Raw genomic sequence first — 15,090 nt, 5'->3', positions numbered from 1 at the left:
TTAATTCCCTTCCAATGCGTCTGGAAGCGTATGCACATAGTCACGTATCTCGTCGCGTACACGGCGGTAGTACTCGATCGCTCCCTCCTCGGTGGCAGCTTCGCGAGCCAGTCGCGGCGGGTCGTCAAATCCCTTGTGTATCACTTTGGCGTTACCAAGAAATGTCGGGCAGGACTCGGCTGCACTGTCGCACACGGTGATCACGTAGTGGAATTCGACATCGGCTAGCTCATCAACGTGCTTGGAATGCTGCGACGATATGTCGACCCCCACTTCGCTCATCACGGCTACCGCATTAGCGTTTAATCCGTGCGAGGCTATACCTGCCGAGTAGGCTTGGATATCGTCGCTTTTGAGATGACGTGCCCAGCCCTCGGCCATCTGGCTCCGGCAGGAGTTTCCGGTACATAGAAATAGGACCTTTAGCACTTGCAGTTCGCCTGTTTTCGACAAAGTTCTTCGGGTTCCATCTTCAGCACGGCCTTCAGCTGCTGCTGATCGATCTTGCCTTGCTTTTCTTGCTTCAGGCTCCGGAGCACCAGCTCTAAGGCCTGCAATGCTTCTGGAGGGGCGACGTCATCGGCTAGTCGGAAGTACGCCCATCGTCCCTCCTTGCGTGACTCGACGAGCCTCGCCTGATGCAAAATCGACATGTGCTTGGACACGGTTGACGGGGCCAAGCCGAGCACTTCCACGATTTGGCACAGGCATAGCTCATGTCCGCGCAGCAGGCCAATGGCCCGCAACCGGTTCTCATCCGCCAGAGCTTTTGTGATTGCCAGGAGAGTCCGCATCACCATCTGCCAGTACGTTATTTCGCCATGTGACGAAATATATGCGAGGCCACAGCACGCGTCAAGGCGAGAGGAATTATCCCCCACTCGAAGATCGCTTCGCCCAGGACTCGTACTCTCGCTTGCAGTCTTCGGGACTGACGAACTTCTTCCAGACTAGACGGCCCCGATATCCGTATTCACGGCCTTCTTCGATGTTATGAATGACGTATTGAAAGTCCCACGCGGGCTTTCGCTGCTCCCCTTGGACTTTGAACTTGAACAAACTGAAGCGAATCTCGTCGTCATCCGAGTAGCCGCGATCGAACATTAGCATGAAGGTCATGCCGTTGCCCGCGCGGCCATAGTAGAAGGGTCTTGTGTAACGCGGCCAGTCGTAATTCCAAACATTCAGGCTGGCGTCGTGATCCGGATCGTACTTCAGGGATCTGGCTGTAAGTTGACTGTAGGTGCCTCCGGCCACATGGTCTCGATGCGCTTGAGAGGCGTCGGCCGCGATCCACTCTTCCGGCCCGTCTTGCTCCTGCTTGCCTAGAAAGTGAAGGCCGACATCGTCGACTTGGTTCATGTAGTTTGCCCAGAAGAAGATGGCGTAGCCTTGAGGGTCGAAGTGAGACTTCTCGTGTGGGACGCACTTGAACTCGAAATCGACGTAGTATGGCGCGACCACCGTGTATCGCGTGGTACTCGACACTTCCCAGGGGCTATCCTCGCGGAGTCGCCTAAGCTCAACTGTCCGATCGTCGATGCGATGCAACTCGTACCGTCCATGGCGTGGGGTGAACATGTTGCGATCATCTTTGTGGCCAGAGATGATGTGCTCGAAGTTCAGCCCCGCCGACGTGCTGCTGCCGTGCGGGTCGTAAGCATCGTATCCCGCTGCATGCTTGACGTTGAAAAGGGATTGAAGGCCGCTTAGCACCCTGGGCGACTGAGAGTTGTCGCGAAAGTGGACAGACAACTCGCCTTCATCCACGGTGGAAGTTTCGTCGGCAGCGTTCGCTGCGCACGCCAAGAGTAACACGGGTAGTGCAAACTTAGTGTAACGTTTCAATAATTCAAGCGACGTCTGCATGTTGCCGTATCCTCTTTATCGATGTGCGAAATCCACACAAGTATCTCGTTCTTAGTCCGCATGTTCTAACGCGTTTTCTGCGCACATTTCATGAACTACCAGAAGTTGCGAGGCAACTGTGTCGTCGCCCTTGACCGCAAGCCTAGGCTGTGCAGACTGAACTTCATTGGGCTGGATGACTCACTTTCGTGAGAGGAGACTGACGTGAATAGTTTCAATCGAGAGTCAATCACTCTGTGGATTACTTGGGTAAGTAGAGTCTGTGCGATAGTGTGCCTAGTCTCTTCGTTTGCCCACTACGCACTGGCTGTTGAACCTCATCGCTACTCCGATGGTCGCCCAGCAGCATCCTTGCGGTTGGATACGGACGATGCGGGAATCATGATTCGACACGGGGAAGGGCCATCCGATTGCGACATCTACGGCGCCCGCGAAGCAATCATCTTCGAGCACAAAGGTGAATACTTTTTGCACTACGATGGAGCGGGCCCTGACGGCTGGCTCGCCTGCTTGGCGGTCAGTAAGAACCTCTCGGATTGGGAACTACTCGGTCCCGTGCTTGACCTTGGTACGAATGGAAGCGATGACTCTGCATCAGCTGCTTCCCCCTGGGTAATACACGATGGATCGCAATGGCACATGTTCTACCTGGGAACACCAAACGCATCGCTACCACCGGACCGCTGCCCCGCATTTCCTTACCTCACATTAAAGGCAACAAGCAGTGATCCCAGGGGGCCTTGGACAAAACAATACGATATCGTGCCGTTCCGTACGAAACCGGACACCTTTTGCTCCGCAACTGCGAGCCCAGGTCACATCCTGAAACGCGGAAGTAAATACTTGATGTTCTTCAGCGGTTCGACGCCCTATCCTGACGTGAAACGTACCCTTGGTATTGCGCGTACTGACGACCTTAACCGTCCGTGGAAGGTTGACCCATATCCAATTGTGCCACTCGACCAACAGATCGAGAACAGTTCTCTTTACTACGAAGATGCAACAGGAGTTTGGTACTTGTTCACCAACCACATCGGGATCAACGATGAGAGGCAGGAGTTCACAGATGCCGTTTGGGTGTATTGGACAAGTGATCTCGACAAATGGGACATCAACGATAAGGCAGTTGTCCTTGATGGAAGCAACTGCAAATGGTCAAGTGAGTGCGTTGGCATGCCCAGTGTCTTAAAATGCGGCGATCGGCTTGCGGTCTTTTACGACGCTCCAGGTGGTGACAGTATGGATCACATGTATAGGGACATCGGCCTGGCCTGGTTGGATCTGCCTTTGACTCGCCCGGACAGCTCGCAAGTTGGTAGGTAGCGAGTCTCTGGCGACCGTACTTGTGCGGAAATACAAAGGCTTTCAAGGCACCCGGACGTGTAGGGGGTGGCAAGGGGCAGGAATAATCTGACACATTTCTGACACACCTGGGGGCACGTGAGGCCAATCTAAGTGCCATCCGGTTACCCTGCAGTATTGGAGATAATGGCTGCAAATATAGGACGTTCCACTCAACTGTCCACCTAATGCCACGTGTCCGCCACACCAAAATAGCGGTCTTGAAAACCGGCGTGCTCGAAAGAGTACCGGGGGTTCGAATCCCTCCCCGACCGCTGGATATAGAGGGTCAGTCTGACTTTGACCCTACTCGTTTGGCCGCTGCAGCCGAGAGACTCTGAACCAAGCGATATTCACGCCGTCGTTTCCACCAGTGAAACGAACCCGGTTGCTGCGTCCGGGCTTGAGGGTGACGGTCAGGCCGGTTCGACCTGAATAGGCGTCCCAGCCGCCAGTAGAGACGGCGTTGATGAAGGAGAGGTCGTCGTCATTAACTTGTAGACGCAGCTTGGCATCTTCATTCGCAGCGTAGGCGACTTCGACATAGGCCCTGCCACCCATTTCGCCGCCATCGACTTGGGTAAACTCGATGAAAGAATCCGGTAGGTGGAGGTTGTGTACGGCATAGCCATCCGACGCTTGCTGGCCTTCGACAACCGTCGCCCCTTTTCCAACCGTTGCATTGGTGATGGCGTAGTGCTCAGTAGTTTGCGACAAGTGGGAACTGGGAGAGAGTGCCGGCGGGCCGGCCTTTGTCTGGATTACCTCACGGATTGTTCCATCCTCGTTAAACTCTAGTCGGTCGACGCACATCGAGCGCAGGTTTCCCTGTCCCGATATCGCAACGTTATGGTAGAACTGATACCACTGCCCCTTGAATTCGACCACGGATCCGTGACTAGTGTCACAGCCAGTTGGAGCTAGATAGATGCCTTTATGCTCCCATGGCCCCAGGGGATGTGAACTCGTCGCGTACCTCAGCCGGTTGGCGCCTTGGAGGTTGTCAGAGTACGTCATGTAGTAGATGCCGTTGCGTTTGAAAACCCACGCCGCTTCATGGAAGTCGACCAATCCTTCCATCTTGCGAGTCGCTCCATCGATTTCGACCATGTTGTCTTTGAGCTTGCCACCTTCACACTTTGCAGCTCCACCGTAGTAGATGTAAGGCTGCCCATCGTCGTCGATGAAGACACTGGGATCGATCATTCCAAAACCCCCGATTCCGGGGATGAATCCGGCTTCGCTAAAGCCTGTCGCGGGCTGACTGCTGATTGCTACGCCGATTTTCCAGCTGTTGTTCCAATCGGACTCGCTGGGATGCGGAAAGTAAAAGTAGTACTTGCCGTTTCGGTAGGCGCAGTCTGGCGCCCACATGAAACCGCCTTCGGGTCTGCCCCATGGAACCTGCCCTGAGTTGAGGATCTCCCCTTCATCGCGCCAGTTAACCATGTCGTCGGTAGAAAAGACATGATACCGGTCCATCAAGTCGCAACCACGCGGAGGATCAATGTCATGCGATGCATAGACGTAGAGCCGCCCATCTGCCCACACGTGTGCGGAAGGGTCAGCCGTGTAGATGCTGGTGACAAAGGGATTTTCAGCAAATACGGAACCACCGAAGGCAGCGAAGCCCAATGCCAACATGCCTTGGAGGAGTTGTTGAGTGGGTTGTTGCATAACGGTGCCTAGTTCTCATGTAGTAGTGGTTGGCTGCGTCGCCGATAGTCCTGCGATCTCGTAAAGCCTAGGGCAGGACTGCAGCAGTGCCGCCTTGAATCTCTCCGCCGGATTCCATCGAGGCCTCGCCAGCTGGGGCAGCCGACGAATCCCGGTCGGAGACGAGTTTATCCTTCACGGGGCGAGATCCCATCTGAATCTCAAGCACCCCTCCGGAAACGAGATCGTTGTGAGTGAAGAACGGCGAGCGAAGCTCTTTGCCATTCAACGCAGCGGACTGAATGTACCGGTTCTCGCGCGAGTTGCTCTCAGACCGCAATGTGAAGTGCTTGCCGTTGGGCAGGTGGATCGTCACCTCGTCGAACAGCGGCCGCGCTAGCGAGTAGGTTGGGTCGCCAGGGCACACCGAGTAGAAGCCTATGGCATTCAAGATATACCAAGCCGACATCTGGCCACAATCTTCATTCCCTGACAAGCCATCTGGGTCGTTGTGATACAGAGTGTGCAGGACCTGATCGACCAAGGCCTGAGTTTTCCAGGGTTGTCCGACATAGTTATACAAGTGGGTCACATGATGACTAGGTTCGTTTCCATGGGCGTACTGACCGATCAAGCCCGAGATGTCCATCGAGCTATTTTCGCCTTCGATGGTCGGATCTTCATTGAACAACTGATCCAGCTTCGCAATGAACTTGTCTCGGCCCCCCATCAGATCAACCAGGCCGTCCACGTCGTGTGGCACGAACCATGTCCACTGCCAGGCGTTGCCCTCGGTGTAGTCGTCTTTGCGATGTTCGGAGAACTTGGGATTGAACGGCGTTTTCCACGAGCGGTCGGCGTTGCGACCACGCATGAAGCCCGTTTTCGCATCGTAGTACTCACGATACCGACCGGCTCGCTCTTCATACTTCTTGGCATCGGCATCCTTGCCCAAGCTCTTGGCGAACTGGGCAATACACCAGTCGTTGTAAGCAAACTCCAGCGCCTTCGATACCGATTCGTTCTCCAGGTCGCACGGAATGAAGCCGAGTTGGTCGTTGTATTGTTTGCCCTTGGGGTTCAGCTTCTCGCGCGCCGCTAGCGAGGCGATCTGCGGCTCGCCCTCATGGTAGTTCGACGAGTCGATCACCGCCTGATACGCTTTGTCGACATCAAAGTCGCGGCATCCTTTTTGGTAGGCGTCGGTAATCACGGAGACCGAATGGTAGCCAATCATGGTACCGGTGTAGTTTCCAGCGAGTTCCCACTTCGGCAGCGAACCACCTTGTTCGTAGTGACACAGCAAAGTCCGAATGAATGCTTCGTTGCGATCCGGATCCGTGATCGTGAGCAGCGGATGGAACGCTCGGAAGGTGTCCCACAGCGAGAAGACGGTGTAGACCGGCCCCTCTTCCGATTGGTGAATCTGCTGGTCCATTCCCCGGTAGCGACCATCGCAGTCCGAGTAGAGATTGGGGCTAATCGCCGTGTGGTACATGGCGGTGTAAAAGATCGTTCGGTCGTCTTCGGAGCCGCCACGCACTTCGATTCGCCCGAGTTGTTGCTGCCACGCCTGGTGGGCCTGCTGCCGGACCGTGTCGAATTGAGTGTCGCTTCCTTCGGCCTCCAGGTTTCGGCGCGCGCCTTCGTAGTCGACTGCCGAGATACCGACTTGAGCGAGCACGACACCTTGATCGTCCTCATCAAACGTCAGCACCGCCTGGGTCCCATTGCTACCAGTGACTTCGGCACCTTCTTGCTCGGCCGCATTGCGGTAGAGCTTGCACTTGAAGGGGCGGCTAAACTTGGCGTGAAAATAGACGAGATGATTCTGGGCCCAGCCTTTGGTGCACTTAAGACCCGCAATCTCGCGGTCGCCAATCACTTTGATCTCGGTCCGAGGATTCTGGTGACCATGGATGGTGTGGGCGAGGTCGATGACAAGCTGGTGCGACGAGCCCTTGGGATAGGTGTACCGATGGAAGCCGACGCGAGGCGTGGCGGTCAGTTCGACATCGATGTCGTAGTCGTCCAAGTGCACGCGATAGAAACCAGGTTCGGCGTACTCGCTCTCGTGTCGGAAGCGGGAGCGGTACCCGCTATCGGGGTCTTCTGGCGTGCCAGGCGTGACGTGCACTTTGCCAGTCACTGGCATGAACAGTACGTCGCCCAGATCGCCGATGCCAGTACCGCTCAGGTGCGTGTGGCTGAAGCCAAGAATCGAGCTGTCCGAGTAGTGGTATCCGCCGCAAGCATCCCAACCAAGTGTCCGAGTGTCGGGGCTCAGCTGAACCATTCCATACGGAGTCGTAGCCCCAGGGAAAGTATGCCCATGTCCACCGGTGCCGATGAACGGATTCACTAACTTCGTATAATCCTCTGCCTCCGATGCGTTGCAGCTCACCAGCAACAGTGAGGCGATCGACAGGAAGGTTTGCAATTTGGGGAGTTGACTCAGGTGCGGGGCATGGAAAATCGCCATGGGAGAATTTGCCTACTCGATTGTGGGAGACGTACTAGCTCATCGGCCTGCTTTTGAGTCGAGCGAAAGCTCGATGGTTTCTGTCCCACCTTCAGGGATCTCGACTTCCAGCGTGGTTTGACGATAGTCGTAGTAGATGCGAGGGAGGATTTCGGGAGAATCGACAATCTCGCGATCTCGATCGTTCGGATCGAGATGCGCCTTTTTGGTGCTCACGATAACACGGTGCTTGCCCACGACTGCCCCTCGCCGCTCGCGCTGTTCGGCCGTAACCAGCGTGAACTTTCCTTCGGCGTCAGTCTCTCCATTGGAATAAGGACCAGCTTCCCCATCTTCGCGGACAGTCATTGGCATGAAGGTCACTTTGGCTCCCTCGAGTGGTTTGCCATCCAGAAGCACTCGCCCACTGGCTGGGGCAAACCCGAATTTCGAGTCTCCGCAGCCAACGGTCAAGCTTATCAAACAGGATAGCATCAGCAGCAGGAAGCGACTTCGCTCACGGTGTCCGCAGCTTCGAGTTAAAAATTGCTTGGTCACATCAATACCTGATTCGCTGTTTCGCTTTGTACTGACGCAGCCGGATGGCTGCTGTGCAGTGGTGCCGAGTGTTATGGAGTTTGTAGTCCGTCTTGTCCAGCAATGGTTGCCATGGCCTCGTAGATCCGGCCATCCAGCGACCAGGTGATGAACGAAACCGATCCGTCGATGTTGACCCAGTTGCCGCCATCGCCCGAGTGGGTTGAACCGAACGCTCGCCAGCATGACCACTTCGGTGCGGTCTGCATTTTGGCTTCGCAGTTGCCGAAGTTGGTCGAACGCAACAGTGGGTCGGCCAGGGCTTCCGCCTTGTTGCTCCACCGTTGACTCACCGCCCACTTTACGGGCTCGGGATTTCCTGGTTGATCTGGCAGCCAATGGAATTCGCCAATCATGACCGTGTTGCTGGATCCATCAATCACATTCTTGAATCGCTCGGGTCGCATTCCTGATGGCCCGGCGAGGTGAAACAAGCCACGGTTGTAGAAGTTCTTCTTAAAAACGTCTACCGTGGGGTTACTTCCCCCACCTGCGAAGCCAACTGGACTCGTCCAGTTCAGCCACTGGTTGCTATTTCCATACTGAGTGATGACACCTGTCATGGCCTTGTAGGAGCCGGCCGTGGGGAAGTATCCCCAGTTTTGGGCAAAGGAATCCGAAGGGCAGATCATGATTGGCAGATCGGCGTCTCGTACCCGCTGATTGATGAGCCCATCGCCATCTAGGTCGTTGGCCTCGAAGTTGTGTTCATCGTGGTCGTATTGATCGTAGATCGCTTGCTGTTCGAGGAAGGGCAAGATCTCGATGGCCCAGTTCGTGCCGTTACAGTCGTAGTCGGGGCACAAAAATGGCACCTTGTCCGTATTCGCCGACCCCCAAGGACCGTAGGTATAACTGCCCGGCGGAAACTCCTGATGCGCCGATTCGTAGGACAGCACAGCCAGCCCGAGTTGCTTGAGCTGGTTGGTGCACTGCACTCGACGGGCTGCTTCGCGGGCCGACTGCACTGCCGGCAACAGCAGCGCCACGAGGATGCCGATGATAGCAATTACTACCAGCAGTTCCACAAGCGTAAAAGCTTGGCGGGTTCGTGCTCTCGTTCGTTGGAAATGTTCACCATTTCGCATGCGTGTAAGCACAGTCATCATTGCCTCACAGAGAGATAGGGGAGGGCGGTATGACCTCCGGGGAGCGAGCGATTGCATACGTTGTGGCCCGCCCTGTCATTCGACAAGGTTGAGCCTGAGGTTGGCTTGGATTGCTTTTTCCAAACGCTTGCCATACAGCAGACGCCGATAGCGATGGCCGCCAGCCACCCAGCGTGGGGTTCAGAGACACGTGACAGAGCGATGATATCGACGGAACTGGCCTGCGGAATCGTCCTCCGCATCACGAACCAGTCTTCGAAGTCGACGACTCCGTCGTAGTTGAAGTCGGGCAGCGTGATGCGGCTTTGGTACCCACCGACGCGTTGACCGTTGACCAGATGTTCCGATCCCCAGGCGGCGGCGAAGGCCGTGACGTCATCCATGTCGAGGTTTCCATCGAAGTCGGCATCGCCATCAATGAGTAAGGGGCCGCCGTCGATGGTCGCATCGCGAAGCAGGTCCAGATACTTGTACCCGTACCCCTCGTAGGTCTTGCCTTGCGTGAGCTCCGTGCCGGAGCCAGAGTTATCCATCGAACTGGGAGCAACCACGATAGTTGGCTCAATCTGAGTATCTTCGTGCCACTCGTTGAACGAGTTGACCATGATCAAGTTACCCGTCGAAGCGTCGACATTCGGTGCTGCGGCCTGGTTCAACAAAGCGCTGAATACACTGCCTGCTTGCTCGATGGTCTCGCCCGTGAAATAACGCCCCGTAGGCGTGTTACCGGGACGGACCACCTTATCGTTGTAGCCCGGCGTCACAGCGGGAATTACGGTAGCCCCGGTGCTGGCCGCTTGTGCGTACTTGCCGTAGGCTTGCTGGATATCTTCCTGCGACACCGTACCCGAGCTGGTTCCGGACATTGCGTAAACGTCGTATGTCGTCACCGCGTCGAAGTGCTGCGTTCGGTTCGTGTCGACGCTGCTGTTGAAGATCTCATCGCCCACTACGTATGGGTCGTAGCCATAGTTGTCCTGGAGCAATTGCCGAGCATTGGCCAATGCCTGCCCTGCATCTGGATGGTTGAAGTACGCACGGCTGACGTACATGAACACCACGGGCCGGTTGTCGATGCGGTGGTAATTCGGATCGGAAAAGACGTTCTCCGCCAGGTACTCGAAGTCCGTCGACAGGTTGGAGAAATCGGGATTGTCGAAGGAGCCAAACCTCCCGGTCGATTCGTAGTGCACGGCGTAGCTCAGTTCGCTTGCGCGGGGATGCGTCAGAATGCTCTGCTGTAGTACCGTGTCTTCGATGGTGCCAGGGCCCCACCAACTGGTGGCCCACATCGAAATGTTACCGCGGTGACTCTGATTGATGTGCTCGGTGATCAAGTCAGGCGAGGAGCTAGGGGAGTAACCCGCTATGGGGCGATGATCCTCTGGCAGCATGCGTGCACGGAGGGAGTCGTTCCAGTCGTGAATATCCCACCACGGGTAGTAGTAGACTCCAACCTCGGCATCGATTGCATGCGCCTGGTGGCTGCCAGCGAGTAGCAGGACTGACACCAGCAGCATTGCAGCACGAGCCGCCCGCTTCTTCAGGGCACACGCAAGTAGTGGTAACAGAACGATGGGCAGTCCGCATGGCTCCGGCACCTGGATGGAGGCTACTGCACCAACAGCTGAGGCACCGAATCCATTCTTCCAAGTGGTGTAGTCGTCTGTGGTGACGCGGCCAATCGAAACGACTTCGTTGTCGAGAGCAATCTCAGCTCCGAGATTGTTTCGCCACACCACATAGTCGGCTAGATCGACCGATCCGTTGCCATTGAAGTCGCCCGGTAATAGGTTCGCAGGCGAGCTATTCGTGTAGCGTACAAAAATAGGCACGGCATCCTCCGTGATGGGATCGGCATACTCGGCCGTGATGTCCTGCACGCTTCCCAATCGCAGCACGCTCCCCAGGTTGACCGACTGCCCTGGCATAATGGAGGTGGTGCCAAAAGTTGCCTCGCTGAGGTCCTCTGTGGACTGCTCGAGTTTCAACCACGTATTGTCGCTGTCGATCGGTGTCTCACTACTGTCCGAGTCGTAGTTGTCGGTTATCGAGAGCCAGTCGCTGGTGTCCAGCGATCCCGAATCGCTTTGAATGCGTAGCCCTGCCACGTCAACAGGAATGGAACCTGGAGTGCTAAGCGTGGCGTTTCCGGTGGCGAGGTCGACAACCAGATCGAGCCGCCCTTCAGGGCTCGTGTTCCACTTGCGGTCGAGCGATTCAATCTCCGCTGAGAATTGAAAGGTATTCAGCGCGTGGTCGTAGATTTTCACTTCACCAACATTGCCGATGAACAAACGACCTACATTGTCCCACGCTTTGCCCAGCGTGAACGGATCGTTGTTCGAGAAATCGCGGTTCGTCACGCTGTTGCTCAGATTGAACACCTGCGTGTAATTGTTCAACGTGCTGGCGAGGGTGATTTCGTTGTTGGACTGGGCTGGATCATAGCGAAACGCGAACACCGTTGAGACGCCGTTGTCATAGTTGCTTTGACCCTGGTAGTTGTTTTGCACCGTCAGACCGCCTAGTGCTCCCTGAAACGTCCCGCTACCGGAGTGGTACCGCATGAGGAACGCCCCTTCTCCCACGTCGGTTGTATTGCCAATCAGGTCATTCCAGTCTTGCACGGCTGGGTTGGTGTCGCCGCGGATCACAGCCAACACGGTGAAACCGGTCGCACTGGGGTCCGACTGGTTCAGTACAGCGTCCGAGGTGGCTGCGCTGAAGAGTTCCAGGCGACCGAAATTGGTGTTGCTGGAGCCATCGAAGCGGATGCTACTGAGCCCAGTAGGAAACACGGAGGCATCCGCTGAGTAAGTAACATCACCGCTACCCGAGGACGTCTCGACTGCGTTGCGATTGTTACCTGACTGGTCTAGCCAGATCAGTTGGCTTCCGTTGAAGGCGGTGGCATTGGGGGCGGACGCATCCAGATGCTGGAATAAGTCCCCCCTTGCCGCAGATGCTGCCATTGCCAGTAGGCACACGAGCACACCAGCGCGTCTTGGTAGGATACTAGGCTCCTGTAGTTTGCTGGTGTAAGAAAACATGAAATCTACGCTTACCTTGAGTTCTCAATTCCGTTCGAATCGCACCACAGTGGTTGCTTTGCCACTTGCCTATGACCATTGGCCGCTGCGGATTGCCTCTTGAGCCCGCAGTAGCCGCCGGTCGAACTTTGAAAGCTGGCGACACGCTTGACGCTGGGCTAGGCCAGCGCCAAGCACGTGCCGCCGAATTCTTTGCCAGAGGGCTGCCCAGTAATCACCTCTTGCAAAGAACTCGTACTCGTCGTGTGACACCAAGGGCCAGAATTAAGGAACCTGCCATCAGCAACGAGGCTGGTTCAGGAATCGGCGTATGGAAAACCGCGATGGTTCGCATCGGGTTGTCGTTCGGATCGGGTGTCGGAATGGTGTTCCACCACGACATTCCGTTGCCGGGATCCGTTTCGGAGTACGCCACGTTGTTGATGTAAATTTGCGACAGCTTAGCGGGGTTATTAAAGAACGTATCTGCTCCGTGTTCTCCAAACTGCAAAGTGTCGATGCCGGGTTCAAAGTTCTCGACGAAATAGATGCCATTGCTGTTGTGCGAGGCTTGCCAGTTCAGCATGTTAGCGCCAGGGGTCGCACCGAAGTCGATCACAAATGCCGACCCGCCATTCGTCGCAATGAATTCAGGCGCCTGGCTAAATCCATTCAAGTCGAGTGTGGCAAGTGCATGGCGTCCCCATAGGTCGGTGTCTTCGTCGAGGACAAAGTCGCCATCAGTGCGGACCGTGGAGTTACCGTACACATTTAGCAGTCCTGCGTTCACGTCCGAGGTTGGCCCAAGCACAAGTTGTCCAGATCCGCCACCGTTGAATCCCTTCTCGCCCACGAAGTTCCAATTCAACACATCGTGGATCTGCACTTCCGCTGTGGCGCCAATTGTGAAGAACTGATCGCTGATGGTGACTTCGCCAAAGTACCTGGCGATGGCTCCACCGAAGCTCTCGATCTTGGTTGCATTCACGGTGGAATTGAAGTCTACGCTGTGATCACCGTTAGTTTGAATGTTACCAGTTACGTTTAGGGGGACGTTGATCGTCGAGGTATGCGCGCCTCCCGAGAACAGCGAGGTACCGGCGTCGGACAGGTTTAGTTGGCCACCGCCGATCGAATCGTCAATGGACGTCGCGCCATTTAGCGTCAGCTTGCCCCAGGTGACTGCATTTCCCAGCAAGTCAGGAGAGTTCGGGGCGGTTACAAGGATGGCCTCATCGGCGCCTGTTGGTACACCGTCGGACCAGTTGGATGCATCGGCGACGTCACTGGACGTGGTGCCGGTCCAGGTAGTCTGGATCGCCAGCGCGGGCGTAACCGCAGCACACGTAACGATCGATAGCAAGCATTTCACCCAGTAGCTACTCATTAGATTCATCTCCCACAGGTACTAAGAGAAGGTTGACCGCTCTATTCCGTCATTTCTAAAGTGCAAATCCACAACTTGCACCAACACCTTTACTCACGCATGTGCCCGTCGACGCCGGAAGGCGGCTGCGCCTACGGCCAGCAAAGCCAGGCTTAGGATCGCAGTTCCAGGCTCAGGCACACTTGCATTGGCTGTAACACCAGGCACGATGGCATCGCCGAATCGTGCCTTCCAAAGTTCGAAGTCGGCCGTAGTCACCAGGCGCTCTTTCGAATGGTCCGGGTGGATGGTCGACCAGCCCGTACCGTTTCCGTTGAGCGCCGATGCCGGACCACCGAGGTTGTTACGCCAGACGACGTAGTCAGCGATGTTCACAGTCCCATCTGCATTGAAGTCGCCCAGCAGAGGATTCTCGACGTTGAAGAACTCGACGGCGTGCGATGTGTCGAAATCGACTACCGTCCAGTAGGGATCCGTCGTCACTGTGTCAGCGGGAGCATAGGGAATGCCGTTAATGGTGATTTGGCTCTTCTTTGCCTCGACCAACTCCGGCGCCACTGGATCGATCGCCGTCCAGTGTTCCGAACCATTTCCTCCAAGCATCAAGGTGTCCTGGCCGATGTCGAAGTTGATGATTTCATATTCCCCGTCCATGTGATGCGTAGCCGCCCACAGCAGCGTATTGGGGACATTCTGCTCACCAAAGTCGACCACAAAGGTCTGCTGAGCTTCTCCATCGACGGTGGCGAGAAACTCGACAATGGTGCTGTAGCCGTTCAGATCCAAAGTATTGCGAGGTGTTCCACCACCAGTTCGGGACCAAAGGTCAGTTTCGCCATCAATGGCGTCGTCTCCGTCCAGGCGGATAACCGAGTCGTTGTAGAGATTCACGAGGTCCAGCCCGGCTACTTCTGTCATCGCAGGGCCATCGATTCGCCGAAGGGTAGCGTCGGGACCGATTCCAAGCGTTATGCCGTTTCGAATACCAAAGCTGCCAGTAAAGAAGGGGCGACGCAGCGTGAAGTCGCCATTTATGACGACGCTGCTACCTTCGTGGTTGCCCGTGAAGATCGGTTCGCCACTGCCATCAATTGTCAGTGCGCCGTTGAAAGTCACGTTCGAAGTGTTGTAGGAGTGGACCGTATACGCCTCGACATCGCCATTGAAGGTCAGATCGTGTCCATTGCGAGCTTCGATCACCGCGTCCGTGACAACGTTGGGATTCACGATTGTGCTCTTGTCCCCGCCTTGGCTTTCAAGGGCTTTGACGCCGATGCTAGTGCCGCCGTCCGGCACCGTGATGGTGAGGGTGCCGGTGCCATCGATGGTGGTTCCATCGCCGATGTGATTGAAGAGCATATGGCCCCACTCGGTATCGCCGCTGCCAAGATCAACAACGTGGTTGGTGCTTGCGTCGCCTCGGAACAGGATGCTGTCGTTGACGGTTGGAGCCACGCCTCCTTCCCAGTTCGTGCCATCGAAGGCATCGGAGCTGGTACCGCCAATCCAAGCAATCTGTGCATGAGTGGGTGCCACGCAGAAAAGAGACAATCCGCCAATCACCAGGGCCGCAGCTGCGCTACGCATCAGAGCTCTCCTTCAAAGGGACCGATAGATCTTCAGGCCGTTATTTCAGAC

At 55.9% G+C, this 15,090-nt stretch carries 11 protein-coding genes; 1 reads left to right on the top strand and 10 read right to left on the bottom strand.

The window, feature by feature from the left end:
• From ACQK2L_RS27745 to ACQK2L_RS27735, 3 genes are all read right to left on the bottom strand, one after another.
• A complete protein-coding gene (locus ACQK2L_RS27745; RefSeq protein ID WP_425401131.1) occupies positions 1–429 on the bottom strand; it encodes an arsenate reductase ArsC in 429 nt (142 codons plus the stop codon).
• A complete protein-coding gene (locus tag ACQK2L_RS27740; protein WP_425400301.1) occupies positions 423–794 on the bottom strand; it encodes an ArsR/SmtB family transcription factor in 372 nt (123 codons plus the stop codon). The genes ACQK2L_RS27745 and ACQK2L_RS27740 overlap by 7 nt, the downstream gene beginning before the upstream one ends.
• Before the next feature lie 76 nt (positions 795–870).
• Positions 871–1,869, bottom strand: coding sequence for a hypothetical protein (locus ACQK2L_RS27735; protein WP_425400300.1), 999 nt, complete (start codon positions 1,867–1,869; stop codon positions 871–873).
• Between the two features lie 204 nt (positions 1,870–2,073).
• Here ACQK2L_RS27735 and ACQK2L_RS27730 point away from each other — a divergent pair, with 204 nt between their 5' ends.
• On the top strand, positions 2,074–3,192 hold the full coding sequence (locus tag ACQK2L_RS27730) for a hypothetical protein (protein ID WP_425400299.1): 1,119 nt from the start codon (positions 2,074–2,076) through the stop codon (positions 3,190–3,192).
• A gap of 324 nt (positions 3,193–3,516) precedes the next feature.
• Here the strand turns inward: ACQK2L_RS27730 and ACQK2L_RS27725 are convergent, their stop codons facing one another.
• The 7 genes from ACQK2L_RS27725 to ACQK2L_RS27695 all read right to left on the bottom strand — a co-directional run bounded on the left by ACQK2L_RS27725 (position 3,517) and on the right by ACQK2L_RS27695 (position 15,039).
• A complete protein-coding gene (locus ACQK2L_RS27725) occupies positions 3,517–4,887 on the bottom strand; it encodes a family 43 glycosylhydrolase (protein WP_425400298.1) in 1,371 nt (456 codons plus the stop codon).
• 67 nt (positions 4,888–4,954) lie between these two features.
• Positions 4,955–7,348, bottom strand: coding sequence for a GH92 family glycosyl hydrolase (locus ACQK2L_RS27720; RefSeq protein WP_425400297.1), 2,394 nt, complete (start codon positions 7,346–7,348; stop codon positions 4,955–4,957).
• A gap of 39 nt (positions 7,349–7,387) precedes the next feature.
• Positions 7,388–7,711, bottom strand: a complete 324-nt coding sequence (locus tag ACQK2L_RS27715; RefSeq protein ID WP_425400296.1) for a hypothetical protein — start codon at positions 7,709–7,711, stop codon at positions 7,388–7,390.
• Positions 7,712–7,956: 245 nt separating this feature from the next.
• Complete coding sequence (locus ACQK2L_RS27710; RefSeq protein ID WP_425400295.1) at positions 7,957–9,033, bottom strand: DUF1559 domain-containing protein; 1,077 nt, start codon at positions 9,031–9,033, stop codon at positions 7,957–7,959.
• Complete coding sequence (locus ACQK2L_RS27705; RefSeq protein WP_425400294.1) at positions 9,030–12,008, bottom strand: DUF5010 domain-containing protein; 2,979 nt, start codon at positions 12,006–12,008, stop codon at positions 9,030–9,032. Before ACQK2L_RS27705 ends, ACQK2L_RS27710 begins: the two co-directional genes overlap by 4 nt.
• 292 nt (positions 12,009–12,300) lie before the next feature.
• A complete protein-coding gene (locus ACQK2L_RS27700; RefSeq protein WP_425400293.1) occupies positions 12,301–13,452 on the bottom strand; it encodes a PEP-CTERM sorting domain-containing protein in 1,152 nt (383 codons plus the stop codon).
• A 93-nt stretch (positions 13,453–13,545) separates the two neighbouring features.
• Positions 13,546–15,039, bottom strand: coding sequence for a PEP-CTERM sorting domain-containing protein (locus ACQK2L_RS27695; RefSeq protein ID WP_425400292.1), 1,494 nt, complete (start codon positions 15,037–15,039; stop codon positions 13,546–13,548).
• Positions 15,040–15,090: the final 51 nt, after the last annotated feature.

Source organism: Aeoliella sp., from assembly GCF_965227375.1.
Lineage (GTDB): Bacteria > Planctomycetota > Planctomycetia > Pirellulales > Lacipirellulaceae > Aeoliella.
This window is presented reverse-complemented; position numbering and strand designations above follow the sequence as displayed.